This is a genomic window from Paenibacillus yanchengensis, from assembly GCF_042684845.1.
Classification (GTDB): Bacteria; Bacillota; Bacilli; order Paenibacillales; family Paenibacillaceae; genus Pristimantibacillus; species Pristimantibacillus yanchengensis.
The window spans coordinates 49,449-74,529 of record NZ_JBHUMH010000013.1; the positions used below are offsets into that span (position 1 = coordinate 49,449).

Sequence of the window (25,081 nt, forward strand, 5' to 3'; positions counted from 1 at the left end):
TATATGGCTTGTGAAATTTCAAACTAAAATTCTACATTAGCTACCGGAAGTTACAATGCTGATTAAAACTAGTGTTACATCAGTGAATTATAGGAGGAAATATGATTAGAAAATTTGAAATTATTGAACTAGACGCAGTTATGAAAATATGGCTTGAAACGAATAGTACTGCTCATGATTTTATAGATAAAAGTTACTGGCAAGGGAATTATGAACGAGTTAAAGAGATGCTGCCTAATGCAACTATATTCGTTTACGAAAGTAACAATATAATACAGGGATTTATTGGATTAATGGGAAGCTATATTGCTGGAATATTTGTAAATGCAGCTAGTCAATCCAAAGGCGTTGGCAAGCTTTTACTTGAGTATGTCAAGGAAAACAATGCTGAATTATCATTACAAGTTTATAAAAAGAATGCTCGTGCGATTACATTTTATTTGCGAGAAGATTTTGTGATTTCGAATGAGAAAATGGATGAAGATACTGGTGAGCTAGAACTGGAAATGAATTGGAGCAAGTAGTGTGAATTTGTTGCACCTTAATTCTTATTATAAATACGGTTCATAATCCCTTTCATACGATACTTTTGTTTCTTCATATGTTGGAGTTTCCAATAACTCTACTTCTTCAATGTTCATATGCAAGAAATTTTTTGCAAGTATTTTCACTATATTCTCAATACTTTGTATATCCCAATCTTTTGACAGCTTTGACCAAACATAGATATAAACAGGTTTGTGCTGTTTCTCATTCATTGGAGCAAAATGCTCTACTTGATAAGAGATGTCATCTTCATTCCTCGGGTAGATATAGCTATAGTCGATATCCTTCTTATCTTTGATGAATCCTTCAATTTCATCCCAGTATTCTTTATCAGCAACTTTATCAAGATCATTGCTTAGTAGATTCTCGAGGCAGGATTGAGTCAACAAATCAAAATACGCTAGAAACTTATTTTTTTCTTTATCCAAATAAAGTGTAATTTCATCATTACAACTTTTGTTGCAAAATCCATATACTCCATACCAAAATAGCCAATGTCGGACATGTACATAAATGGTATTTGTAATAATCCTTCAACCTCCATTTGAATTGATAGTTCATACTTAAACTTAGTATAACGTAGATTGATACGATAGTTTAGTTAAAAAAAATGTTTACAACAGAAGATACGGAGCTATTATTAGAGAACAAGAAAGGAAGAGGAAACTAATGATTCAATCACTCATTTTTGATATGGATGGAACGCTTTTTCAAACGGATAAAATTTTAGAGATATCACTTGAAGATGCATTTAATCGTTTGAGGTTACGAAATGAATGGGATAAAGAAACTCCTATTGATAAATATCGTGAAATTATGGGTGTACCTTTGCCAAAAGTATGGGAAGCTTTGTTGCCCGATCATTCTATTGATGTAAGAGAACAAACGGATGCTTATTTTTTGGAAAGATTAATTGCAAATATAAGAAGTGGGAAAGGTGCTTTATATCCTAATGTAAAGAAAGTTTTCGATTATTTAAAAGAGAATAATTGTGCGATTTATATAGCAAGTAATGGATTAATAGATTATTTGGCAGCAATCGTAGATTATTATAAGTTGGATAAATGGGTTACCGAAACATGTAGTATCCAGCAAATTGATTCGTTGAACAAGTCTGAATTAGTGAAGAATATAGTAGAAAAGTATGGCATTACTAATGGAGCAGTAATTGGCGATCGTCTTTCGGACATAAATGCCGCCAAAGATAATGGCTTAGTTGCAATCGGCTGTAATTTTGATTTTGCAAAAGAAGATGAACTTTCACAGGCTGATATTGTTATAGATGATTTAATTGAACTAAAATCAATAGTATCAGTTAAAGGATGAAGCTAATTAGAAGCTGGAGAAATTGTTAAAGTATACAGGAAATACTATTCACGCAAGTATACGCACTTGTTGATGATATGAAAAATGCTATACAATCTATTCTATCGAAGTCAATTAGTTGAGAGGTGTCATATGGAATTTACACTACATTATAATGAAGCAGAGTTTAGTCATATTAGTTTGGATGGTTTGAAGGAACTTTTTCAGCGATTGGAAGATGAGGATTACATCATATTAATACCAAGCGAACCGATAGCGCAGTCCGTTTTTTTACAAGTGAAACACGAGCAAAGTAATAATTATCATGTGGAAATTCGTTTGGAATATGAAGGTGAAAATCAATTTAAACAGTATGCGATAGATACGATGGATGTAAGCGAATGTGAGCAATGGTTTACAAATTATTTTGCAGGAGAGTTGCCTAATGTAGCGAACTGGCATGATCTGACGGATTATTTGAAAACTTATTATTACGATGCTGAAATTGGTTTAAGCAAGGAACAAGTTCATCCGAATTTCGCCAAAATATGTACCGATGATTTTTATTATTCTATATCTGACTATCATTCTCCCTTTGGTAACGATCAAGGATTTGATGCGATGAACGATACAGAATCATTTTTGAAAATGGAAGAAGAAAATATGTATTATATTATTCATTTAATTGCAGAAGAGTTGCTGGATAGTGAAGATGTAGTCGAGCAAACACTTCAGATTCAAAAAGTAATTAGCGCTGGATTTTGCAGTGTCAAAGTGAATGGTTTTATTATGCGGGATACAAAAGAACATGTGGAAGAAGCTTTATTGAAAATGAATAGACTACAACCACATTCTAATTATAAAACAATGTTAGTCGACTTGCAAAAAGTAGAGATGTTTGATTATGGAAGTTGAAAAAATACTTCCAATAAAGTCGCGCAAACAGACTTGAAAAGTTTATAAGGAATACGAGAGCGAATAAAATGTATGGGGAGTGGCATGATCAGGGAAGGTTGCTGGATTATATTCATTTAAAAACATAAGAGGTGATCGTATGGAATTTTCACTAGTCTGTAATGATCAAGAATATAGCAATATTAGTGTGGCTGCTGTGTTAGAACAATTCCGACGTTTGGAATACGAAGATTTTATAGTATTAGTACCAAATGAACCAGTAGCAAACTCTGTTTTTTTGCAAATTATGTTTGAAGCAGAAAATCAATATATTGTGGAAATACGTTTTGAGTATGGATCAGTAAAAAAATTCAAACAATACGCCATTGGTTCTCATGAAGTTGAGGAATGTGAACGTTGGCTAATAGATTACTATTCTGGGAAATTACCTGATGTAACAGATTGGGAAGATATCACAAAATTTTTGCAATAAAATAATGGTGACTACGGATGATCCGAAAAGGGAGAAGCGAATGAGCATACTGGATAAATTAGCAACGACATTGCAATGTCAAGATGAAGTGCCTAATCAGGAGCTAGCGCAATACATCGCTGAACAGGAAGACGAAGAAGCGGTGCGAGAACTAATGGATCATTTGCAACACAAAAATAAAAGTATCCAAAGTGATTGTATTAAGGTGTTGTATGAAATAGGAGATATAAAACCTGCTTTAATTGCTAACTATAGTGATACATTTCTACAACTATTAGATGGACCAAATAATCGACTCGTTTGGGGAGCGATGACAGCACTTGATGCGATTGTGTTTGAAAGACCCCAAGTTATTTTTGCAGCACTTTCCAAAATTATAGCAGCGACTAATCAAGGATCAGTCATTACGAAAAATCATGGTATAAATATTTTAATAAAACTTGCTTCAATGTCAGAATATGCGGATCAGGCATTCAACTTGTTAATGGAACAACTGAAACACTGTCCAACTAATCAGCTTCCGAAGTATGTGGAAAACGCAGTTTCCATTCTTCAGGACAACAATAAAGCATTATTTGTTAGTATAGTTTCAGCGAGATTGGTAGAGATTGAAAAAGAAACAAAGCGTAAACGGGTGGAAAAGGTACTTCGTAAATTAGTGTAATTCAGAAACCAAACGTAACTCTTATGGAGTATGTTTGGTCTTTTTATTCCTTAACAATGATAAAATCTTACTAATCATAAACTCTGAAAGATACACATACAGAAAGTTAGATACTAAAATTTTTAAGCATAGTGCGATAGTAAGAGTATCAAGGTATACTATAAATGTGCAGAACTAGGAGATGAGTTTATGAATCGAAAGATAGTATTATATATTGCAGTAAGTCTCGACGGATATATTGCAAGGGAAAATGGAGCAGTGGACTGGTTGGGTGGTCATGGAGATGACCCGAATGCGGACGCGGGATTTGATACATTTTACAGTGATGTAGATACGGTTATTATGGGCAGAACGACATATGAACAAGTTATTAATGAATTGTCCCCTGGTGTTTGGGTTTATGAAGGAAAGCAATGTTATGTAGCAACAACTAAAACATTAGAACCAAATGAAAAGGTCGAGTATATATCGGAAGATATTACTGGCTTTATTACGAAGCTAAAACAGCAGCAGGGCAAAGATATTTGGCTTGTTGGCGGTGGGAAGTTAATAGAGCAATTTGTTAAACAAGATTTGATCGATAAATATAGGATCACGATAATACCAACCATTTTGGGCGAGGGAATCCCACTTTTCTTAGGGGAAAATCCAGAAATCAAACTTAAACTAATGGAAACTAAAACGACGGATGGGATGGTCGAACTTGTTTATATGAGAAGATAATATGTGATAACGACAGTCGGAGTTTACTATAAATGATTTGCCGCATGAAAATCGGAGGATATGATGGAACACTATATAGATGGCAAGAAATATACGTTTGATAATAATATAAGAGATAACAAAGAGGTACGGCTAAGCTTTGACGAATTATCTCAAAAAACATTTGATCTATCTTTTGAACAATGGTATCAAAGTGGGTATTGGGTGGACAAATATATACCTTATGTTCTTTTGGATGGTGAGCGTGTCGTGTCCAATGTATCTGTAAATATTATCGAGTTTATGTGGGAAAGTGAAAGAAAAAGATATGTTCAGTTAGGAACAGTTATGACAGATAGTGAGTACAGGGGCAAAGGACTGTCTCGCGTACTTATGGAGAGGGTGTTGGAAGAATGGGAAGCTAAGTGTGATGCGATCTATTTGTTTGCAAATGATACGGTTCTTGATTTTTATGCTAAGTTTGGTTTTGTAAAAGCGAATGAATACGAACATCATATGTCCATAACTGCTAAAAATAAAGCGGCAAGAAAACTTGATATGTTAAATAAAGCTGATAGAGAATTGTTAGTTGATAGGTATAAATATTCCAATCCATTCTCTGCTTTACCCATGATGGATAATATAGGGTTACTTATGTTCTACTGTTTACAGTTTATGAAAGATAATATTTACTATGTGGAAGATTGTGAAGCAGTTGTAATCGCAGAGCAAGATAATGATACGTTAATTTGCTTTGATATTTTCTGCGATAATAAATATGACATAGCGGATATATTGTCTATTGTCGCAAGCAAGCAAACAACCGATATTGTTCTAGGATTTACACCTAAAGAAGTGATAAATTGTCGAATAACTCTTTTGCAGCAAGAAGATACTACATTATTTGTATTGTCTAATAAGGATAATATTTTTAAAGACAATCAATTGATGTTTCCGTTGCTTTCTCATGCCTAAGAGGTGTTCATCTAAATTAGATGAGATTGGTTTATGGCAGTATAGCTAATTAAATAATAATAATTATATGAACTAATGTGGAAAGACTTTCTTTAGCAAGCTCCATTGAATATTTTCCTGATCCAGCACCGTTATCCAGCACATTTCCTGTTTTAGGCATATATTTTTTTATATAATGCCAGTTCACTTGAAATCAATCGGTTCTCGATTTAGTCTTCCCCAATTATCAAATTGACTAAAGTATTTAATTATCTCATTCATAATTCCACTTTCTAAGTTTGGTTACTTTAAGTGAACGGACTATTATTTGTATCTGGTAAAGGCCCGACTGGCAATCCTAAAGGTAAACTAGGCAAGGACTTTACAACAGAAGAAGGCTATGAGTTCGCTCGCCAAACAGGGATTGAAATACTTGCTGTACTGAAATCAGCATTAGGTTCTTTGGAAAAAGTTAATAAAGTGGTTAAAATTCAAGGTTTCGTAAATGCAGAGCCAACATTTGAAGAACGTCATAAGGTGCTGAATGGTTGTTCTGATTTAATGTTGGATGTTTTTGGCGAAAAGGGTATTCATACTCGTGCTGTGTATAGATAGTACTGCGAAATAATAGAAAAACGGACAAATGTTTTTTATTCGCTATTATAGTATACAGCTTCACTTAACGTATAATTGTAAAAATATGCTTCCAATACTATAGGGGGAGAGGATGAACAGGTATGACAAAGATTATCCAAACGACAAGTATTATACTTCTCCTGCTTCTTGTGTTAGCAGCTTGTAGTAAATTACCTGATGTGCCAACAGCAGATGAAGTATTGTCGGATGTTGAAGTATTAGCAGCCAACATGCTTTTAGGTGAAACAAAGGGCAGCGAGGAAAAGTTCTCCTTAACGCCTTTGATTATTGAAGAAATGGACGTGACATGGATAAGAGGAGAAGAGACCATGAATACGGAGATAAGCGCTTTTTTTGGTGATGAAAAATGGAAATCTGAAGTGAAACAGATGGTTACAGTTCATTATGTATTAAATGCGTCCAAACAATGGGAAGCTCAGGGTGTGAATGTAAATAATCCCGTCATTTCTATGATTCCAAGGCAATAAGAGTTGTTTACTTTATTTCTATTCCAACAATTCACCCACGTTGAAGTTTCATTAGTGGGCTGATGATTTTACGTAGCGGAGTGGGAAAGCCTTTAAGATCATCTTGTCGAATAACTCGTAGCACAATTAGCAAGACCGGATAGAGAGTAGCTACTACTGCGCCAACTATACAGCATGTTAGGAAAAAGGCGATGCGGTCAGCAAAAACCGACACCATTTGTATTCCTGCTTGGTTTAGACTATAGCCTATTCCTGAAAGAACGATGACTGTCACTAAGAAGCCAACCCAGCGTTTGCCCATAATAGAGAATGGGACAATTTTTTTGATCATTCGCAAGTTTAAAATAGTAATAATGAAAAAACATAGTCCAGTTGCAGTGATAATGCCGTAGATTCCCCATAAATAGGATAGAACGTAGCTACCTATTATTTTCGCTACAATTCCAATCCCTACATGTATCATCGAATAATTTGGTTTGCCTATACTAAGTAAAATGGAATTACTAGTCATCATCGTTACTTGGAAAATAGTCATCAATGTTAAAAGACCAACGATGCTACTGCCGTCCAAACTTTTAAATAACAACCCATTAACAGAATAAGCAGTTGTACTTAGTGCAATTACAATCGGCATACTTGTCAGAATAGAAATTCGCATAGCTAACGTCACTTGACTGCGCAGATGCGAGACATCATTTCGAGTAAAAGCAGCAGAAATAACAGGTATAAGCGATGTACTGAGTGCTATTGCTAGAATAGGTGGAATTCCTGCGATCATTTGTGCACGTGAAGTAAGATAGGCTAGTGATTGCTCGGCTAACACTTCTCCAATTTTCCCACTCAACAGTAATTTTACAATCGAGCCATCAATAAAGTTAACAGCAGTAACCGCAAGAGAAGTAAGTACAATAGGTACGGAGAGTTTAAAAATATCCGTGTAGATCTTTTTATAAGGTATAGTGCTTTCTTCGTAAAGAGATGCAGCTAAAGGAGCTGATCGGTCTTCTTTTTTTCTTTTCACTAAATAATATAGCATAGCTCCAAAAGCACCAATACTGCCCAAAACGCCGCCAAAAGAAGCACCCGCAGCTAACCATTGATCAGAATATCCCATATGTAACATCATAAAAGCTAACCCAATCGCTGTAACGACACGTAAAATTTGTTCTACAATCTGAGAAATGGCAGGAGCTGTCATATTTCCTCGTCCTTGAAAGTAGCCACGGATCATTGCTGTAGCAGGAAATAAAAGTAAGGCAGGCGCTAATGCTCGAATCGCTAAAGATGCTTCCGGCACTTTGGCAATATGTTCTGCATAGAACGGTGCAACCAAATATAGAAAGACTGTCATTACTACGCCAGATATGGCGGAAAAAATTAAAGCGGCACGAAATATCCGATGGACTTCATGCGGCTTATTTAGTGCATAGCGCTCGGACACCATCTTACTTAAAGTACTAGGGATTCCTGCCGAAGCAACGGTTAACAACATTAAATAAACATTAGTGGCAAGTCCGTAAGCGGCGTTACCAATATCTCCAAACATATGCTCCAGCGGTATACGTTGCCCGATGCTAAGTATACGAACGAGCAATGTTGCCACTACAAGAATCAACGTACCTTTAATCAACGACTCTTTTTTAGCCAAAAAGCTTACCTTCTTTCCATATCATCCCATTAGATTAAATTACTCTGACGTAAAAATTACTTTAAATGTTGCATATTTTTTGAGTTTCTGGGGATGGTTTCAGGTATGATACAGTATCAACAGACGATACTACTTTTTTTAGCTATTATTAAACTAGACAAAAATGTGAAAGTTGCAGTGTGAAACGGATATAAAATACCTGCAAATAGTAGAAGTAAACAGACTACGGGAGTTGGGTATTCTTGTGGATTTTGAAGTGGAAAATAGTAAGCAGATGCTGTGCTTTAATGAACAAAATAGCGTAAGGTATATCCTTCAACATGCAGGTAAAGATGTTTCAAATTTTGTGATTTTGAATAGATTTTAGTATAGATGGTTGGAGGGTGATAGGATGAAGTTATTTCATTTGCCAGAGCGAGTTAAATATGTAGAGTTTATTGGAGCTGAGCATACGAGGTGGGGAAATGATGCGATTTTATTTCGTGTGTATAAAGGTTTGGGGAAATTGGCTACGCGATACGGGAGAGATCATAATGGCGATCTATATCAGTTTTTACTACTCGATAATCAACCTTTAATTACTAGTTACGGAGAGGAAATATATTGTCCGACTTGTGCGAAAATACTGAGTCTTGGTTTGGGTAGGGAAACTGTTGATCCACATTTGATTAATACGATTAAATATTCACAGCATGAAATGATGGATATGAGAGTTACTTTTGAAAATATGAAATCGATGCTGACCATTCTAGAAGATGGCTACTACTTGTTGACCCGGATTGAAATGATCCCGACGGATGGGGAAGGGGATTTCTTTTGGAATTTGTCTAGTTCGAGAAATCGCTATACCGCAGCAGCGAATGTTTATTATAAGTACCATGTTAGTGACACCACTCCGAAATATCTCTTGCCGTCTCAGCGAACAAACAGTTTAAATCAAGCAAGAGTTGATCATTATGTAGCTCAAAACAAGCGTGGTAAAAAGATGACAGGGCTTGCTTATTACTACGATGGATTTATGAGTACATTATTAGACGGACATCATAGAGCAACTGCTGCTTATATCGAAAATAAAACAGTAGATTGTTTAACGATAGTAAAAGTAACCGGATTAGGCTTTGATGAAGAGGCAGAAGCAAACAAATTGTATGCTGGCGGAGAAGTGTTAACTTTTGATTTATTTAAAGAACCACAAAAAATTGGAAAACATATAAATAAGACGATTGTTTCGAATAAGTTAAAGATCAGTACTCGGCAAGTGGAAAATATTATGGAGGAATTTTATAGTGTCTGGTTGGATGAACCAGCTTCTATCATTCACGATTATGGCAAGCGAGTTTATCCAGATTATTTGTATGTTGGTTTTGCAGATTTGGTCGGAGATATTTCGAAAGAACATGTGGACAAAGTAATGAGCGATAGTAGTGCGAATACGGAAGTGGAATTTCAATTGGAAATGATTTTTAAAAAAATACAAGTAGAAGAACCGAGTCGAGCATTTGAGCTTGCCAAACGAATTATTCATGACTCGATTTGGAAGGTGCTGCATGCAGATGCTTTTCGTTATTTGGCAACATTGGATCGGATGGAAGTGGAGGATATTTTTATAGCTTATATTGTAAATACGGACTACGATTCGAAAGACGCGAGCAGAAAGATTGCAGATGAGTATTTGAATAATAGATAGGAAATGGTTTGTCGCTAGTATAAGTAGGACTACATGGATGTCAAATTGCTGAGATAATGTCACCTTAACTCTTCTATGAAAATGTCACTTCTTGTGTTTAAGATCAGCCCCCGTTAGGGGGCTTCTGTAGATTCTTCATTTCTGTTAGAATAAGGGGAGTTGTTGCTCCAATTCATCCTCCAAGGATGGTTGGTGGCGGGTTTACGTGGCTGCGTAGTACCCGCCTTTTTTGTTTGCTTGATACGTTCTGGTCGTTCTGTTTCTTTGAGCTTTAACGCTTGTCCTCGTATCCAAAGGATGACCTCCCCTGCAAGTGTTTCTCTCACCTCGACCGTTGTTTTCACATCTAGTCGTAGGGTGGTAGTTTGAGCAAGTGTATATATCTTGCCACCATAGGCGATGGTGTTTCCGGAACCTATTTTTCGAAAGTTTCGGATGGTGAAGATATAGTCCAAATTAATCGTTGTATCCAGTTTCATATAAGCGGTTTGCGCGTCTTGGGCTTTTACGGAGAACCGTCGGTTGTGTTTATTTAGCAAATAGGGTAGTGCCTTATTCGCATCCTTCATGGTGTGAATGCCTAACAATCGTAGTTCGATCACCAGTCGATCCTGAAAGGTGACCCAAAGTCGTTCTACCCGTCCTTTAGCTTGTGGTGTCATTGCCTTAATGTGTTTAATGTGTAAGTCCTCCATAGCTTTTCCAAAGTTGGACAGAGGCCTGCTTTCTCCGGCAAGCTCTTGTTCTAACGTGAGTGATTCATTTGGTGACCGGAAGATGGTATGCCGATCGCTATAAATACCGAGAGGTACCCCGTATTTTTTCAGTCCCTGCTTCATGACGATAGAATAGCCTTCTCTGCATTCATTGGCACTAAAATACGCCCCAACAACGGTACCCGTCGCATCATCAATGGCAGCATGTAATGCGAATGTAGTCGCACGATCTTCTAACCAGGCGAAGGGCGTAGCATCTAATTGCCATAGCATTCCGCTTTGAGATCTTCGCTGCCGTGGTTGGTGTGCTTTACTCCGCCGTCTTTGTTTAGCTTGTTTGATCCCTTCTTGTAATAAGATACGACGAACACTGGAAGAACTAAGTACAATGGATTCATGCTCTTCTAACAACTCCGAAAAATGACAATTATTACTGCCATAATAAGTAGTTGTGTATAACTCCACCACGCTTTTTTTAATTTCCTCGTCCAAAGCGTGAGCTGGCTTGCGTCCTCTACTTTGATGCGCTAAAGCTTGCGCTCCTTTCTCTACGTATGTTTTTTTTAATCGCATGGTTTGCCGTGTTGACAATCCCAGTGTTGCTGCTCCTTCTTCTGTGGTCATTAACTTATCCAACATCTTTTCTACTACCAATACCTTTTTCAATTCTGCTCTAGTCAATGTAATATTCTCCTGTCCCATAATGACATTATCTCAGAACAGTTATGGGGTGACATTATCACAGAACAATAACAAAGTAGGACTACATGGATTGACAAATATTAAAATTAAAATTATGCTGGCATTATATTTAAAATTTACATGTAAACATGTTTTGAACTTAAAGTAATTACAATATCTCTCTTAGCTGCAAGCAGCAGTGTGTGATCGTCTCTCTGGACGGTTATGTATTCCTCACTGCTTATATGGCTGAGGGGGATTTTTTTGTTTATAGGTAAAGTGGGAAAACGAAACAAGAGAGAATTAAATTTGTGATATACCAAAAATTCCGATGGTATTCATATTTAGTGCTAATCAAAGGAGCTGAAATCTATGGAACCAAAGCCGGAGGAAGAAACGTTACATCCTCGCCATGATACGTCGTATCGCTTTTTGTTATCCAGTAAGAAATTATTTGTTGAGTTGCTTCGTTCTTTTGTAAAACGTGGTTGGACAAATGATGTTACGGAAGAAAATGTAGAGGAGATTCCGCATACTTTTATTTTACAGGATTTCAAGCGGCAAGAAGCGGATCTTGTTTATCGAGTGAAATTGAATGGACAGGATGTTATTTTCTATCTGTTATTGGAGCTTCAATCTACTGTAGATTATCGAATGCCCTATCGTTTATTGTTATACCAAGTGGAAATATGGCGCTACTTCATCCAAAATGATATTAACCTATTACGTAACAAAAAATCGTTTCAACTGCCAGCTATTGTACCAATTGTATTGTATAATGGAAAGAGAAAGTGGTCGGTGAAGCGACAGTTTCGCAAGCTGTTGGCAGGCGAGAAAATATTCGGTTCGGAGCTACTCAATTTTGAATATTTGCTTGTCGATGTAGTACGCTATACGGAAGAGGATTTATTGCAATTATCGAATACGATAGGAGCGTTCTTTTTACTCGATCAGACAGAAGAAGTGCCACAGTTGCTCGGACGATTGACGAAATTAGCGCATATAATTAAGCAACTACCATCTGAAAACAAAGATAAATTATTGACATGGATGAGCAATATATTAAAAAGAAAACTACCAGAGCATAATATAAATTTACAAACGATTATCGAAACGACAAAGGAGGGTCAAAATATGTTGCGATTTGAAAAAGCGCTTGATAATCTAGAACAACAAGGGATTGAGAAAGGAAAACAGGCAGGATTATACGAAGGGCTACTGCAAGGTAAACTAGAAGGGCAACGTGCGGAACGAGAAGAAATAGCAAAACGAATGTTAGATATGAATGTAGAACTAGCGATTATTACAGCAGCTACAGGATTCTCTATTGCAGAGATTGAGCAGTTAAGAAATTAAAAGGTTTTAGAGCCATAAGGCGGACGATTATTTGCAGGTTTTTCTTTAGGAAAAGCAAACCAATAATGTTTTGAGGAGTGATTCAATGGATATTAAAAAATATACCGAAGCTAATCGTACAGCTTGGAATGAAGTAAATCCGATTCACCAGCAGCATAATCCGACCCCATTACGTGAGGCTTTTTTAGAAAAGGGTTACTCTACGCTTGATGATCATATTACTCGTACGTTTCTCCGGTTAGGTTTGCAAGGACGTAATGTGGCGTAGCTTTGTTGTAATAATGGTAGGGAAGTGTTGTCACTCGTCAACTTAGGTGCACAAAGCGGCACTGGATTTGATATTTCGGATCATGCCATTGCGGAGGCGAAGGAGTTGGCTTCTACATCTGACTTGCCCTGCACATTTAATGGGATGTTCTGAATATAGAGCTGTGAGTTATGCGTTGCTTTTAATCGCTAAAAGATGACGAGAATGGAGCGGTTTGTAGAAAGGGAGGACTGACATTGTTGATCTTAACAAGATTTAGTAGTAATACATTAATTCGAGCGGCTGCAATCGTATCGGTGCTACTAGGTTTGCTGTACTTGCCTACTAACTATGCCTTGCCTATTGTGGGACTTGGTTCCGAATTATCGGGTGGGCAACAACTAGCAGAACAGTGGGCGATGTATGCGATTATTGGAGGTGCTAGCATTTTTATCGGCTCTTTCATATTACATCTAGCTCCATCAATAACGTATAAACGAGTCATCATAACCATTTACCTTATCGCTATGTGTTTACTAGTCGTTGCTCAGCTCTTGCCACTCTTTTGGTGGTTGTTTATTGCTTTCGCTGTATTTTCCTGGTCAAGCGTGATTGGTTTCTTTCTCCACCTCATCTTACTAGCGCTTGCTTCATGGGGAGCAATAGTAACCATGTATGGATTTGAACAATTGAAAGTCAATGTGGTGAAGTAATTAGACACAATGGCAGATGTAGCTGCTCATAAGGATGTATTTGTGTTGGCTTAGATTAAATAGCATTACTGTAGTTCTTGATAACTACTATTTAAATTATCAAAAAAATTGTTAAGGGTCATTACGGCAATAACAATGATAAAAATAAATACAGCTAATAATACCAGCCATTTTTTTATATTCATAGTTAGTCCTCCGAGCTACGGTTTTATGCAACATCGTTTACCCGCATTTTCATCAAAGATCACTGGCAATTACTCATATTCCACACCGCGTACTTTGGAGAAGACCATCGTATTTCGCAGTGAGCCGTCAACGTGATAAGTATCGTTACGGAGAATTCCTTCTAAGGAAAAGCCTGCTCGTTCTGCAACTAAGGCACTGCGTGTATTACGGGAATCACAACGGATTTCGACTCGATTAGCTTGTAATTGTCCGATAGCATAAGTCGTAATTGCTTGCACAGCTTCGGTAATATATCCTTGTTTGGCAAAAGAAGTACGTACCCAATAGCCAATTTCAAATGTACGAGCGTGCCAATCCATCCGGTGCAGACCACTACCACCGAGGAATTGTCCGCTCTCTTTATGTAGCAATTGCAGTCTTAAATCTTTTCGTTCCAGAAACTGTAATCTAGCATGCCTGATGTTTACTTCGGATTGTTCCAAGGTGGGAATCGTTTGTGCCCATGGCATCCAAGGCTGTAATTCCGCAATACTTTCTGTAACTGCCTCGTTAACTAAACGTCCATCCCCCCATAACGGCGCGCGTATAATTAAACGTTCGCTTTCAAAACTTTCTGGAATATCTAGCAAAATAGGATCGGTATAAGTAGCTGCCATATTTTCAACTCCATTTTAATATTTAAATGAATGTAACATATTCCGACGTTATTGTCATTAAGTGTTACAAGCATTATGGTACGTTGAAAAATAAATTATATATTTCATAGGCTTACTTACATAATTCATGAGACAGACAGTTACTCGAATCATTTTTGCGTCTGCTTGAGAGAAAGTGTGCAATGATGGTAATAATGAGGGATCATTTACAAAGTTGTTATTATCTATTTATGCTATGATTAAAGCAGTTATTATCATTTTTTTAGTACTGCTTAAAAGGATGAAAGGAAGTAACGCAAATGGACTGGATAGGCTTCGTTGTTGGTATTTTATGTGTTATTGTAGCAGTGTTAATTATTGCTAGTTTTTATTTTTATAATGTAGCGATTAAACGGAATAAGAAACAGTTTCTCAAAAATAATAAGGACTTGGAGCAACCAGATCATCCGTCTGATGATGTTGAAGTGGTGGAGATTACGGAGGAACATATTCAACCGACTCCTGTATTTGATGCGGATTGGGTAAATAGTCAGTCATTCGAAACGTGGCAATTGACATCAGAAGATGGGTTGAAGTTAGTCGGGTATTATATACCTGCAAAAATTAAAACGAATAAAACAGTGTTACTTGCACATGGCTATACTTCACAGGGGAAAGATATGGGTGGATTTGCGAAATTTTATTATGAACGGTTAGGATATAACGTCTTTATGCCGGATAGTCGGGGACATGGGGCGAGTGAAGGTAATTATATTGGGTTTGGTTGGATCGATCGTAAAGATTATTTGCTATGGATAAAAGAAGTGATAAATAAAATTGGTAATAATGCTCAAATTGTTCTGCACGGTATTTCGATGGGTGGAGCTGCTGTCATGATGATCAGTGGAGAGAAATTGCCGGAGCAAGTGAAAGTAATTATTGAGGATTGTGGCTATACTTCGGTAGAGGATGAGTTGAAATATCAGCTGAAACGAATGTATAAACTACCTAGTTTTCCAATATTGCAAACGACGAGTCTGCTAACAAAAGTAAGAGCGGGATATCATTTTCACGAAGCCTCTTCTTTGAAGCAATTAGAGAATAATAACACACCGATGTTGTTTATTCACGGAGATGCAGACACTTTTGTTCCTTCAGAAATGGTCTGGCAAGTGTATGACGCATGTAAAGCGGAGAAAGATGTTTTAATAATAGAAGGTGCTGCTCATGGGATGGCCTTTTCCGTTGGTAGATCGATCTATGAAAAAAAGGTGACTGAATTTATAGCGAATTATATAAATTAGCACGAACCACAATGTGCAGGTACAATGAAATCGTCATGTGAAAATGTAAAATGAAAAGGAATTTAGCGATGAAAAAAGTTATTGTAGTAGGGGCAGGTATATTAGGAGCCTCAACGGCTTATCAGTTGACAAGGTTAGGGGCAGATGTGTTAATAGTCGATCGGCAAGATGTTGGTCAAGCGACGGCTGCGGCTGCGGGAATTATTTGCCCCTGGTTATCGCAACGGAGAAATAAAGCATGGTATCGGCTGGCAAAAGCTGGCGCTAGTTTTTACCCTTCTTTTATTCAACAATTAGAGGAAGAATATAATGAGAAAACAGGGTATGCCAAAGTCGGTGCGCTTTGTTTGCATACGGATATCGAAAAATTAGAAGTGATGAAAAAAAGAGCAGTAGAGCGAAGAGTTGATGCGCCAGAAATAGGGGAGCTGACACTGCTAACGAATGTAGAGGCAAAAGAAAAGTTTCCGCTGCTGGCTGACGGATTCCATGCCTTACATGTAGCGGGCGCAGCCAGAGTAGATGGTCTTCAGTTACGGGATGCTTTACTGCGAGCGGCACAGCAAAATGGTGCGGAGTTGCTAACAGGAAGTGCAACGCTTATTCATGAAGGGCAGACGATTACTGGTGTAAGTGTTGATAAGCAACGATTTGAAGCAGATGAAGTAATTGTATGTGCAGGTGCATGGTCAAACACTATTTTGCATCCATTAGGAATTAATGTGCAAGTGGATTATCAGCGAGCGCAAATTATGCATTTACAGTTTAGAGGACAACCTAATATAGCTGAGTGGCCTGTCATTATCCCACCTTCTGATCAATATTTGCTGACGCTACCTGATGAACGAATTGTTATTGGAGCTACGTATGAGAATGATGTAGTGGATTATGACACTGCTATAACAGTAGGCGGCATGCAATCTATATTGCAGAAAGGATTACATATCGCACCAGACTTAACGGAGGGATGCTTATTGGAAATTAGAGTGGGATTTCGTCCATTTACCGCTAATTATTTACCTGTATTCGGATATGTAGAGGGATGGAACAAACTGATCGTTGCCAACGGATTAGGCTCAACGGGATTAACGGTAGGACCATACTTAGGTTACCAATTAGCCAAACTAGCGTTACAGCAACAAGTAGATATTCCTTTAGAAGATTACGAATTAGCATTAGCGGCAAAAAAATAGTACAGGTTGATAACGAAAAGAGAAATATCCGAAAATATAAATGTGGAGGGAAAAATAGATTATGAAAAGAATATCGTGAGAAATTAAAGGAGTGCAAATGATAAAGAAATGAATCTGGAGGTTTCTAATGAAGACAGTATTGGTTACTGGTTTTGAACCTTTCGGTGGAGAGAATATTAATTCGGCTTGGGAAACGGTCAAAGCGCTCGAGATGGACGTATAAAAGATTATTTTGCAAGATGCTCTGTTTTATATAAAACATCAAAACAGAAGGGCGGATAAGTGATGAATGAACTGGAAGAGCGGAGTAAACAGCAAGTGGTCGTTCCTCATGATGAAGCGTTTAAAAAGTTAATCCAAACTTTTTTTAAGGAATTTATTGAGCTATTTTTTCCTAAATTACATCTTAAGTTAGATCATACACAAACTCGTTTTTTAATGCAGGAGTTGTTGGTGGACATTGTGGGGCAAGAATCGCGGACACTAGATTTGTTGTTAGAAACACGTTATACGGAAATGGATGCCTACATTCTTATTCACTTTGAGCCGCAATCTTATGCAGATAAAACCTTTCATGAGCGGATGTTTGTGTATTTTGCAAGATTATACGAAAAATATCGTAAAGAGCATAAACTGATTATTCCTATTGCTATATTTACTGGTGAGCGATATAAGGAGTCCGAAGATAAGATAACGATGGCGATTCCTGATCATCAAATTTTACACTTTCAGTATTTGAAAGTAGAATTAAATAAAAAAAATTGGCGTCATTTTGTTAACTCTAATAATCCCGTGGCAGCTGCATTACTTGCTAAAATGGGGTATACTAATAAAGAAAGGCGAGAACTTCGTCTTGCATATTTGCGAATGATTTTACGTTTACAGTTGTCGTTAGATCAAGCACAGTTAGCGTTAATTATGTCTGTAGCAGACTTGTATTTCAAAGCTGATCCACTGGAAGATCAAGCTATTATAGAAGAATTAATTGGAAAAGATGAAAAGGAAGGTGAGCAACTAATGGAGTTAATGCCGGCATGGAAACGATGGGGATTTGACGAAGGTCATGAAGAAGGTATAAAAGAAGGTATAAAAGAAGGAGTAGTAGTGGGTATAAAAGAAGGTATAAAAGAAGGTATAAAAGAAGGTAGGATAGAAGCACAAAATGAAATGATTAGAAAAATGATAAATAAAGGTATAAGTCCAGAAGATATTTCCAACATGTTAGAGTTGCCACTGGACGAAATAAAAGTACGTACTAATTAATTAATTAATATCAAACCGTTGTCGCTGTCATGTCGAGCGTTGGCGGTTTTTTTTATTCTGTAAACTTCATGTGGTGAGCGGATGGTTTACGATGATGACGCAACATATTAGGTTGAGTATGTATGTAACCCTTTGCTAATGTTACAATCACATATAGTAGGTAGTAGTTGGTTTTACTTCATTAATACTGTAGGGCGATAACATATATATAATTTTTTAGATTCGATACCAATGTAGAATGGCGGACGCTATTAGTCAGAGCAAGGAAAGTAGTTTTATTAGCAATCCAACAGAAATGCTGTTACCCAATGGAAATTTTTATTTGATTTTGGGAAATAGACGTTGTGATTATTAAAAATACGGTTTGAAAAGGGAGATGTATTGTGCCATTATTATTGACAAATGTACGTTTGGAAACAGGATATATCTATGACCAATCGTTTGTGACCGCTACCAAAACGGCTATTTTTGATGTACTAATTGAAAATGGAAAATTTATAAACATAGCTCCAACGATTGAAGTAAGCGGTAACGATGTTATAATCATTGATGCTAAACAGCAATTGCTCGTTCCATCTCTCCAAGAAATGCACACACATATTGATAAAACATACTTTAGCGGAGATTGGAAGGCACCGGTGCCAGCGACGGAAGGTATATTTACACGTTTCAAAGAGGAAGCAATAATATTGCCCAAACAGTTGAGTGTAGCGGAAGATAGAGCACATGCAATGGTACAGCATTATATAAAAAAAGGACATACGCATATTCGTACCCATGTGAATGTTGATCCACATATAGAGACGAAACATATGGAAATTGTAACGCGTGTGTTAGAACATTATCGTGAACAAATCACGTATGAAATTGTTGCCTTTCCGCAACATGGCTTATTACGCAATGGGGAAGCGTTTCTAGCAATCTTTGAAAAGGCGTTGCAAATGGGAGCTACTCATGTCGGAGGTGTGGATCCGGCGATTGTTGATCGGAATAGTGGAACGGTATTACAGACAATATTTCAACTAGCGCAAAAATATTATCTGGGCATTGATATTCACTTACATGAACAAAACACATTAGGGGAGTTTCAAATACACCAGATTTTAGATGAAATGGAACAACGATCGTTTAAAAATGATGTGATGATTAGTCACGCCTTTACGTTAGCCGATTTGTCTGAGCAATCGTTAGATAAGTTAATCGAGCGAATGGCTGCCAATCAAGTGAACGTGACGACGACAGTTGCTATTGGTGCAGGAATGATTACGATTCCGGTGAAATATTTGTATGACAAAGGCGTTAACGTTTCGTTTGGGCACGATAGTTTGACAGATCATTGGTCACCGTTTGGCAGCGGCGATACAATTCAAAAATTAAATCGCTTTATCGAACGTTTTGGTTACATTGATGAATGGCATATTGGACAATCGCTGAAGTACGCGACAGGTGGGGTCACGCCACTAAATGAAGCAGGCGAGCAACAATGGCCCAAAGTTGGTGATACGGCTAACGGTTTGTTAGTCGATGCTGTAAGTTCAGCACATCTGATTGCTAGAAGGTGTCCGATTTCGACAGTGATATCCAAAGGAAAAATTATTCATGAAGAAGCAATCGAGTTGAAGGGGGAGTTTCGATGACTATGTGGTTACGCAATGTTAGACTGGAAACTGGCGAAGCAACCTATGAAGACGGTAGTATAAAAACAACGGCCGATCTGTTTCACATACAAGTGACAGAAGAAGGAGTTGTTCAAGCGATTATTGCTGCGTCATCGGATGTACCGGAAATAAATGCGTTTGATATGAAAGGGAAACTAGCGCTTCCTGCCTTCAAAGAAATGCATAACCATTTGGATAAAACTTATCTTTCCATCGGCTGGAAAGCTTGTCGTCCGGTGAAAAACTTGTCAGAGAGGTTAGATGTGGAAGCTACGGAATTAGAGAATCTTGCAGAAACAGTAACGCAAAGGGCATCTGCGATGATCGAATTACATTTGCAATATGGTGTAAATCATATTCGGACCCATGTTAACGTTGACCCGTTCATTAAACTTAAAAACTTGGAAGGGGTAAAGAAAGCACTAGCCATTTATGAGCCGTATATCACTTACGAAATTGTAGCATTTCCGCAACATGGTTTACTTGCTCATCCCGAAATGCCCGACTTATTAAGACAAGCATTGCGTTCTGGTGCTACTATTTTGGGAGCGCTTGATCCGGCTGGCATCGATAGAGATATTGAACATTCATTACAAATGACGATGGATATAGCCCAAGAGTTCCAGGTGGATGTCGATATGCATCTGCATGATCGAGGGCAAGTAGGTTATTACACGATGGATAAGTGGCTCGACATGGTGAAGGAGCAGAACTTTAAAGGACGTACCGCATTTAGCCATGCTTTTGGTTTAAGTAAACTATCACCCGCAGTGCAACAGCAATTTGCCAAAAAAATGAGTGAATATGATGTGGAAATTATGTCTACTATCCCGATTTCGCTCAACCATCAACTCATTCCGATAGATATATTACGAGCAGAAGGCGTGAAAGTTGCTTTAGGCTGTGATGGTTTTTATGATTGTTGGAGCCCTTACTTTTCGGGAGATATTTTGGAGAAACTATATAACTTTTGTGAATATACCGGAAAATCCAACGAACGTGCATTGCGTCAAAGTTTAGGGTTGGTGACACAAGGTATTACGCCATTGAATACAAATGGTGAACAAGTATGGCCTGTAGTTGGAGGAGAAGCAAGTTTTGTGTTCGTGGAAGCGAGTTCTAGTGCGGAAGCGATTGCTCGACTGCCCAAAAACAGACAATTGATGCATAAAGGAAAGTTTTATATCCCTAATAATTAATGTGATAAATGAGTTAAACTGAAATGGTAGTTATTTATGATACTATTAGAAGGGTTAACAAAAACACAAGAAACCAAATAGATGTTTCATTCGTTAAAACGTAACCTCAAGAGGTATTCTCTTAAGTTGCGTTTTTAGTTTTCTATATTTACTAATTAAATTTTTTGAAATTTTGGAAATGTTTTATGTTGGTAAAAGAATCGGACAGAGAGTAGAAAGTTAATAAAATGATAGAAAATAGTGTATTAATCCCTATTTCGCGGGATCTTGATACCATAAAATAAAATTAGAACGTTGGAGTTAAACTACATGTAATCGTTGAAGAAGGACGGTGGAATATTGTTGTCATTGAATCAATTGTTATTCGGACCAATACGTTATATCAAACAATCTTTATATCGAAAAATTGTTGCTTCATTTTTTATTATTATAGCGTTAACTGTAGCAGTGTTAATTTGGAATTTTCACACACAAACAGCTGATAATATGAAAAAGCAAGCGGTATTTAATTTGGAAAGGTTAGCAGAGCAAGCGGAGTCTACACTTTCTTCTCATATGAGTAGTGTGAAAAGGTTTGCTTGGGATTATTTTGGAGATAGTAATTTTCAACGGTTTGTCAAACAAATGGGAACTGATCCGGAAATTTATAGTTACTACTTGAGTAAGTTAAATCAGTTTGTAACAGAACAGGAAATGATAGAAAAAATTACAGTAAGTCAACTATCTGGAAACCGATTAATTGCTGGCTATCAACGTGAAACGTCACATTCTATAGCAGAGGAAGAACGATTAAAAGAAATAGCGTTAGCACATGATGGGAAAGGTGTATGGGTTGTAAGCGATACGGAAGGTAATAATACCTTTGCTTCTAACGGTGAGAAACAACCTACATTAGTGTTTGTGCAAGCGTTGAAGGAAGTGAAGATGACAGAAAGACCTCTAATTGGAGTTATGCTTATTCAGTTCAAAGGCGAAGCAATTCAACAGTGGTTGCGAGGTATAGAAGGTACTGTACAAGGTAATTTCCATTTGCTAGATAAAAGTGATAACAAGATAATTGTTCCAAGTTCTTTTGAGCATGATATGAGTTCTTCACAGTTACCAGTCGTATTTCTTGCATCTACAGATATAGAAAAAATAAATACAACGATGGGGTATGGACATTTCTTTTCTAATGAGCAGCAGGATAATCAATTAATTGTCTTTAGACATTTGAAAAATACAGAGTGGACTTTAGTTGGAAAAGTTTCGATGAAAGTATTGCTTACTCCAGTTTATGATGTTGCAAGACAGGCGATTTGGCTAGGGATCATTGTATGTCTCGTCGCTGTATTGGTAGCAAGTTTGTTATATAGCAAAATATCTACACCACTAAAACGATTAACAAGAAGTATGAAATTAATTGAAACGGGTAATTATGACGTCGTTGTTCCGGTAGAGAGTGAGGATGAGATTGGTTACATTTGTATCGGGTTTAATGCGATGTCTCAAGAGATTAATAGGTTAATTGTTAAAGTATATGAAGCAGATTTATTAAAAAAAGATGCAGAAATAAAAGCATTACAATCTCAAATTAATCCTCATTTCCTTTATAATACCCTCGGAACGATAGATAGTTTAGCTACACTGCATGATGATGAACGAATAAGTCGAATAAGCCAAGCGTTAGCACAGATGTGCCGCTATAATTTAAACGGTGAACGAATAGCGACTCTAGGTGATGAATTGCAACAAATAGATAAGTATTTAACTATTCAAAAAATTCGATTTGGCAATAGATTAACTTATGATATTGATGTAGATGACATATTAAATAATGTATTGGTTCCCAAATTATTAGTACAACCGATTGTGGAAAATAGTATCTTACATGGGATTGATCGTGTCGTCTTAGGAGGTCAAGTGAACATTCGAATGTATAAGGATAAACAGGATGTGATAGTGGAGGTATATAATAACGGTCCTATTATTCCAAAGGAAAAATGCGAAGAAATTCAGAACGTGTTAAATGATGTAGTGAAATTACCATCCAAGTTAGAAAAGACCGAAAATTTGTCGATTGGTTTATTAAATGTTCATCTTCGTTTAAAACTAATATACGGTTCAGCGTATGGTGTTTCTTTTGTTAGTAGTGAGCAACAAGGAACAATTTTCACCATTAAATTTCATGAGAAATTAACAGAGGAGGCGTTACATGATGAAACTGTTAATCGTTGAAGATGAAGAAATCATTCGACAAGGGATTGTAAAAAAAGTGGCTAACTGCAAGTTGCCGATCGATTCCATCGTGGAAACTGGAGATGGTATATCGGCTATGGAAATAATGGAAAATGATACCCCCGACATTGTATTAACAGATATTCGAATGCCTGGTCTAGATGGTATTTCCTTTATTGAACTAGCAAAGACAACATACGAAAAAATACAATTTATCGTTATAAGTGGCTATAGTGATTTTGACTACGCTAGACGTGTGATGCGGCAAAATGTCAGTCATTATTTGCTTAAGCCTGTCAATGATAAGGAGTTAAAAGAAGCATTGCAACAGTGTATAGAGAAGATAAGCGAACAACGCGAAACAACAAAACGATTAGAACAAATGGATATGAATCAACAGCTAAGTGAAGAGACAATACGGCAATATATGCTAACTAAATTAGTTCAACAAGGAGATATTGAAATAGGGGATAAGGAAAAATGGAACAGCTATGTAGAAACATTACCGCAGCGTGTGAACTATTATCAAACGATCATATTCAAACTAGAACCATTTCAAATGCCACTTCGTTCATTTCTAATTGGTGATGAAAGATTAGTGTGGTTTGCCATTAAAAATATGGTAAATGAGCGATTTTTGCAAGCTGGTATTGCTGGCCTGTTATTTGAGCATGCTATTAATGATTTTGAATTGGTGTTTGTAGTAGGCTTCGAAAGACAAGAGCAGACGATGGTAATGGAACAACTATTGCAAGCTGTAATAACAGATAATAACCATTTTTTGAAATTAGAAATGACAATTGGAGTAGGATCTATAGTCAAGCAAATAGATCATATGCAGCAGTCCTATCAGCAAGCTAAGTATGCGCTTTGTAATCGAATCTTGCAAGGAACAAAGCAAGTATATGAAGCACTAGTCCGAAATCGGGTAGAACGAAGGTTATTACTAACAGAACAAGATGAGGAGATGTTGCTCTATTGGTTGAAAAATAATCAGTATAAAGCGGTGAATCAATGGTTAGAACGAGCAGTATTATCTATTGCAGAAGACAAATCAGCTAACTATTTTCATCTAGAATGGTATTGTATGGATTTTTACTTACTGTTACGAAAATATTTGCTGAAAGAAACGAATATGACAGAATGGTTAATTGGAGAAGTAGAAGATTTAATTCAATATATACAATCTGCAAGTAATGTAAAAGAAGTTATTACTCGAATGCAGCAGTACATCCATAATATCCAAGGATATTGGCACTCTAACGCTTCGACATCTGATGTTATGGAAGAGATAAAGCAATATATTGATGACAACTTCCATGAACCGCTTACCTTACAATCTATAGCGGATCAATACTTTATTCATCCAAATTATTTTTCGAGACGATTTAAAGAACGGTTTGGTGAAAAATTTATTGATTATTTAACCAAGTTACGTATGAATAGAGCAATGCAATTGATGAGTGAAACAACAATGAAAATTTTTGAAATTGCGGAGCTTGTCGGGTATGAAGATGCGGCATATTTCGGGTCTGTATTTCGGAAGATATTCGGGATGACGCCAAAACAGTATAGAGATCAATTACCGTAAAGTTGCGAAAAGTAAAGAATTTTATAGTTTTACGTTGAGATATTCTGTTCTAAGTATTAAGGGGAACTTTTATAATGAGGACACAAGCAACAATATTACAATATT

26 protein-coding genes are annotated in these 25,081 nt (G+C 36.9%); 22 read left to right on the forward strand and 4 right to left on the reverse strand.

The features are described from left to right. Positions 1-101: 101 nt before the first annotated feature. Positions 102-524 (forward strand): GNAT family N-acetyltransferase, encoded by a 423-nt coding sequence (locus ACFSTH_RS05610; RefSeq protein WP_377770211.1) that lies wholly within the window; start codon positions 102-104, stop codon positions 522-524. Positions 525-551: 27 nt separating this feature from the next. Here ACFSTH_RS05610 and ACFSTH_RS05615 read toward each other — a convergent pair whose 3' ends face one another. Then, positions 552-974 carry a hypothetical protein gene (locus ACFSTH_RS05615; RefSeq protein ID WP_377770210.1) on the reverse strand — a complete coding sequence of 141 codons (423 nt, stop codon included), beginning with the start codon at positions 972-974 and terminating at the stop codon, positions 552-554. Positions 975-1,215: 241 nt separating this feature from the next. Here ACFSTH_RS05615 and ACFSTH_RS05620 point away from each other — a divergent pair, with 241 nt between their 5' ends. The 8 genes from ACFSTH_RS05620 to ACFSTH_RS05655 all read left to right on the forward strand — a co-directional run bounded on the left by ACFSTH_RS05620 (position 1,216) and on the right by ACFSTH_RS05655 (position 6,682). Next, positions 1,216-1,872 (forward strand): HAD family hydrolase, encoded by a 657-nt coding sequence (locus ACFSTH_RS05620; protein WP_377770209.1) that lies wholly within the window; start codon positions 1,216-1,218, stop codon positions 1,870-1,872. Between the two features lie 132 nt (positions 1,873-2,004). Further along, positions 2,005-2,766: a hypothetical protein gene (locus ACFSTH_RS05625; protein WP_377770208.1), complete on the forward strand. Its 762-nt coding sequence runs from the start codon at positions 2,005-2,007 to the stop codon at positions 2,764-2,766. A gap of 139 nt (positions 2,767-2,905) precedes the next feature. Then, a complete protein-coding gene (locus ACFSTH_RS05630; RefSeq protein WP_377770207.1) occupies positions 2,906-3,238 on the forward strand; it encodes a hypothetical protein in 333 nt (110 codons plus the stop codon). A gap of 40 nt (positions 3,239-3,278) precedes the next feature. Then, the gene (locus ACFSTH_RS05635) at positions 3,279-3,902 is read left to right on the forward strand and encodes a hypothetical protein (protein WP_377770206.1); all 624 of its coding nucleotides are present in this window, start codon (positions 3,279-3,281) and stop codon (positions 3,900-3,902) included. Positions 3,903-4,091: 189 nt separating this feature from the next. Then, the gene (locus ACFSTH_RS05640; RefSeq protein WP_377770205.1) at positions 4,092-4,625 is read left to right on the forward strand and encodes a dihydrofolate reductase family protein; all 534 of its coding nucleotides are present in this window, start codon (positions 4,092-4,094) and stop codon (positions 4,623-4,625) included. Positions 4,626-4,685: 60 nt separating this feature from the next. Continuing rightward, complete coding sequence (locus ACFSTH_RS05645; RefSeq protein ID WP_377770204.1) at positions 4,686-5,579, forward strand: GNAT family N-acetyltransferase; 894 nt, start codon at positions 4,686-4,688, stop codon at positions 5,577-5,579. 291 nt (positions 5,580-5,870) lie between these two features. Then, positions 5,871-6,173 carry a RidA family protein gene (locus ACFSTH_RS05650; RefSeq protein WP_377770203.1) on the forward strand — a complete coding sequence of 101 codons (303 nt, stop codon included), beginning with the start codon at positions 5,871-5,873 and terminating at the stop codon, positions 6,171-6,173. Between the two features lie 122 nt (positions 6,174-6,295). Next, positions 6,296-6,682 (forward strand): hypothetical protein, encoded by a 387-nt coding sequence (locus ACFSTH_RS05655; RefSeq protein WP_377770202.1) that lies wholly within the window; start codon positions 6,296-6,298, stop codon positions 6,680-6,682. A 31-nt stretch (positions 6,683-6,713) separates the two neighbouring features. Here the strand turns inward: ACFSTH_RS05655 and ACFSTH_RS05660 are convergent, their stop codons facing one another. Continuing rightward, entirely contained in the window at positions 6,714-8,330 is a 1,617-nt protein-coding gene (locus tag ACFSTH_RS05660; RefSeq protein ID WP_377770201.1) for a putative polysaccharide biosynthesis protein, read from the reverse strand. A 391-nt stretch (positions 8,331-8,721) separates the two neighbouring features. Here ACFSTH_RS05660 and ACFSTH_RS05665 point away from each other — a divergent pair, with 391 nt between their 5' ends. Further along, positions 8,722-10,017: a hypothetical protein gene (locus tag ACFSTH_RS05665; protein WP_377770200.1), complete on the forward strand. Its 1,296-nt coding sequence runs from the start codon at positions 8,722-8,724 to the stop codon at positions 10,015-10,017. Positions 10,018-10,130: 113 nt separating this feature from the next. Here ACFSTH_RS05665 and ACFSTH_RS05670 read toward each other — a convergent pair whose 3' ends face one another. After that, a complete protein-coding gene (locus ACFSTH_RS05670; protein WP_377770199.1) occupies positions 10,131-11,414 on the reverse strand; it encodes an ISNCY family transposase in 1,284 nt (427 codons plus the stop codon). A 372-nt stretch (positions 11,415-11,786) separates the two neighbouring features. Here ACFSTH_RS05670 and ACFSTH_RS05675 point away from each other — a divergent pair, with 372 nt between their 5' ends. From ACFSTH_RS05675 to ACFSTH_RS05690, 4 genes are all read left to right on the forward strand, one after another. Further along, positions 11,787-12,770, forward strand: a complete 984-nt coding sequence (locus tag ACFSTH_RS05675) for an Rpn family recombination-promoting nuclease/putative transposase (protein WP_377770198.1) — start codon at positions 11,787-11,789, stop codon at positions 12,768-12,770. Positions 12,771-12,855: 85 nt separating this feature from the next. After that, a complete protein-coding gene (locus ACFSTH_RS05680) occupies positions 12,856-13,038 on the forward strand; it encodes a hypothetical protein (RefSeq protein WP_377770197.1) in 183 nt (60 codons plus the stop codon). A 27-nt stretch (positions 13,039-13,065) separates the two neighbouring features. After that, a complete protein-coding gene (locus ACFSTH_RS05685; RefSeq protein ID WP_377770196.1) occupies positions 13,066-13,191 on the forward strand; it encodes a hypothetical protein in 126 nt (41 codons plus the stop codon). Positions 13,192-13,274: 83 nt separating this feature from the next. Then, positions 13,275-13,730: a hypothetical protein gene (locus tag ACFSTH_RS05690; RefSeq protein WP_377770195.1), complete on the forward strand. Its 456-nt coding sequence runs from the start codon at positions 13,275-13,277 to the stop codon at positions 13,728-13,730. A 254-nt stretch (positions 13,731-13,984) separates the two neighbouring features. On the opposite strand, the gene ACFSTH_RS05695 is transcribed toward ACFSTH_RS05690, so the two are convergent. Then, a complete protein-coding gene (locus ACFSTH_RS05695; protein ID WP_377770194.1) occupies positions 13,985-14,572 on the reverse strand; it encodes a GNAT family N-acetyltransferase in 588 nt (195 codons plus the stop codon). Between the two features lie 299 nt (positions 14,573-14,871). Here ACFSTH_RS05695 and ACFSTH_RS05700 point away from each other — a divergent pair, with 299 nt between their 5' ends. The 8 genes from ACFSTH_RS05700 to ACFSTH_RS05735 all read left to right on the forward strand — a co-directional run bounded on the left by ACFSTH_RS05700 (position 14,872) and on the right by ACFSTH_RS05735 (position 24,976). After that, positions 14,872-15,855: an alpha/beta fold hydrolase gene (locus ACFSTH_RS05700; protein WP_377770193.1), complete on the forward strand. Its 984-nt coding sequence runs from the start codon at positions 14,872-14,874 to the stop codon at positions 15,853-15,855. A 68-nt stretch (positions 15,856-15,923) separates the two neighbouring features. After that, positions 15,924-17,048, forward strand: coding sequence for an NAD(P)/FAD-dependent oxidoreductase (locus ACFSTH_RS05705; RefSeq protein ID WP_377770192.1), 1,125 nt, complete (start codon positions 15,924-15,926; stop codon positions 17,046-17,048). A gap of 127 nt (positions 17,049-17,175) precedes the next feature. After that, complete coding sequence (locus ACFSTH_RS05710; RefSeq protein WP_377770191.1) at positions 17,176-17,271, forward strand: pyroglutamyl-peptidase I family protein; 96 nt, start codon at positions 17,176-17,178, stop codon at positions 17,269-17,271. Positions 17,272-17,333: 62 nt separating this feature from the next. Continuing rightward, on the forward strand, positions 17,334-18,311 hold the full coding sequence (locus ACFSTH_RS05715) for an Rpn family recombination-promoting nuclease/putative transposase (protein ID WP_377770266.1): 978 nt from the start codon (positions 17,334-17,336) through the stop codon (positions 18,309-18,311). A 383-nt stretch (positions 18,312-18,694) separates the two neighbouring features. Beyond that, complete coding sequence (locus ACFSTH_RS05720) at positions 18,695-19,948, forward strand: amidohydrolase (protein ID WP_377770190.1); 1,254 nt, start codon at positions 18,695-18,697, stop codon at positions 19,946-19,948. Next, complete coding sequence (locus ACFSTH_RS05725; RefSeq protein WP_377770189.1) at positions 19,945-21,168, forward strand: amidohydrolase; 1,224 nt, start codon at positions 19,945-19,947, stop codon at positions 21,166-21,168. The genes ACFSTH_RS05720 and ACFSTH_RS05725 overlap by 4 nt, the downstream gene beginning before the upstream one ends. A 342-nt stretch (positions 21,169-21,510) precedes the next feature. Next, positions 21,511-23,385: a sensor histidine kinase gene (locus tag ACFSTH_RS05730; protein ID WP_377770188.1), complete on the forward strand. Its 1,875-nt coding sequence runs from the start codon at positions 21,511-21,513 to the stop codon at positions 23,383-23,385. Beyond that, positions 23,363-24,976, forward strand: coding sequence for a helix-turn-helix domain-containing protein (locus ACFSTH_RS05735; RefSeq protein WP_377770187.1), 1,614 nt, complete (start codon positions 23,363-23,365; stop codon positions 24,974-24,976). The genes ACFSTH_RS05730 and ACFSTH_RS05735 overlap by 23 nt, the downstream gene beginning before the upstream one ends. The last annotated feature ends 105 nt before the right edge of the window (positions 24,977-25,081 follow it).

Excerpts from the sequence above, each read along its gene's own strand:
- ACFSTH_RS05610 (WP_377770211.1), top strand. The coding sequence starts at position 102 with ATGATTAGAAAATTTGAAATTATTGAACTAGACGCAGTTATGAAAATA.
- ACFSTH_RS05620 (WP_377770209.1), top strand. The coding sequence starts at position 1,216 with ATGATTCAATCACTCATTTTTGATATGGATGGAACGCTTTTTCAAACG.
- ACFSTH_RS05625 (WP_377770208.1), top strand. The coding sequence starts at position 2,005 with ATGGAATTTACACTACATTATAATGAAGCAGAGTTTAGTCATATTAGT.
- ACFSTH_RS05630 (WP_377770207.1), top strand. The coding sequence starts at position 2,906 with ATGGAATTTTCACTAGTCTGTAATGATCAAGAATATAGCAATATTAGT.
- ACFSTH_RS05635 (WP_377770206.1), top strand. The coding sequence starts at position 3,279 with ATGAGCATACTGGATAAATTAGCAACGACATTGCAATGTCAAGATGAA.
- ACFSTH_RS05640 (WP_377770205.1), top strand. The coding sequence starts at position 4,092 with ATGAATCGAAAGATAGTATTATATATTGCAGTAAGTCTCGACGGATAT.
- ACFSTH_RS05645 (WP_377770204.1), top strand. The coding sequence starts at position 4,686 with ATGATGGAACACTATATAGATGGCAAGAAATATACGTTTGATAATAAT.
- ACFSTH_RS05655 (WP_377770202.1), top strand. The coding sequence starts at position 6,296 with ATGACAAAGATTATCCAAACGACAAGTATTATACTTCTCCTGCTTCTT.
- ACFSTH_RS05665 (WP_377770200.1), top strand. The coding sequence starts at position 8,722 with ATGAAGTTATTTCATTTGCCAGAGCGAGTTAAATATGTAGAGTTTATT.
- ACFSTH_RS05675 (WP_377770198.1), top strand. The coding sequence starts at position 11,787 with ATGGAACCAAAGCCGGAGGAAGAAACGTTACATCCTCGCCATGATACG.
- ACFSTH_RS05680 (WP_377770197.1), top strand. The coding sequence starts at position 12,856 with ATGGATATTAAAAAATATACCGAAGCTAATCGTACAGCTTGGAATGAA.
- ACFSTH_RS05695 (WP_377770194.1), bottom strand. The coding sequence starts at position 14,572 with ATGGCAGCTACTTATACCGATCCTATTTTGCTAGATATTCCAGAAAGT.
- ACFSTH_RS05700 (WP_377770193.1), top strand. The coding sequence starts at position 14,872 with ATGGACTGGATAGGCTTCGTTGTTGGTATTTTATGTGTTATTGTAGCA.
- ACFSTH_RS05705 (WP_377770192.1), top strand. The coding sequence starts at position 15,924 with ATGAAAAAAGTTATTGTAGTAGGGGCAGGTATATTAGGAGCCTCAACG.
- ACFSTH_RS05710 (WP_377770191.1), top strand. The coding sequence starts at position 17,176 with ATGAAGACAGTATTGGTTACTGGTTTTGAACCTTTCGGTGGAGAGAAT.
- ACFSTH_RS05715 (WP_377770266.1), top strand. The coding sequence starts at position 17,334 with ATGAATGAACTGGAAGAGCGGAGTAAACAGCAAGTGGTCGTTCCTCAT.
- ACFSTH_RS05725 (WP_377770189.1), top strand. The coding sequence starts at position 19,945 with ATGACTATGTGGTTACGCAATGTTAGACTGGAAACTGGCGAAGCAACC.
- ACFSTH_RS05735 (WP_377770187.1), top strand. The coding sequence starts at position 23,363 with ATGATGAAACTGTTAATCGTTGAAGATGAAGAAATCATTCGACAAGGG.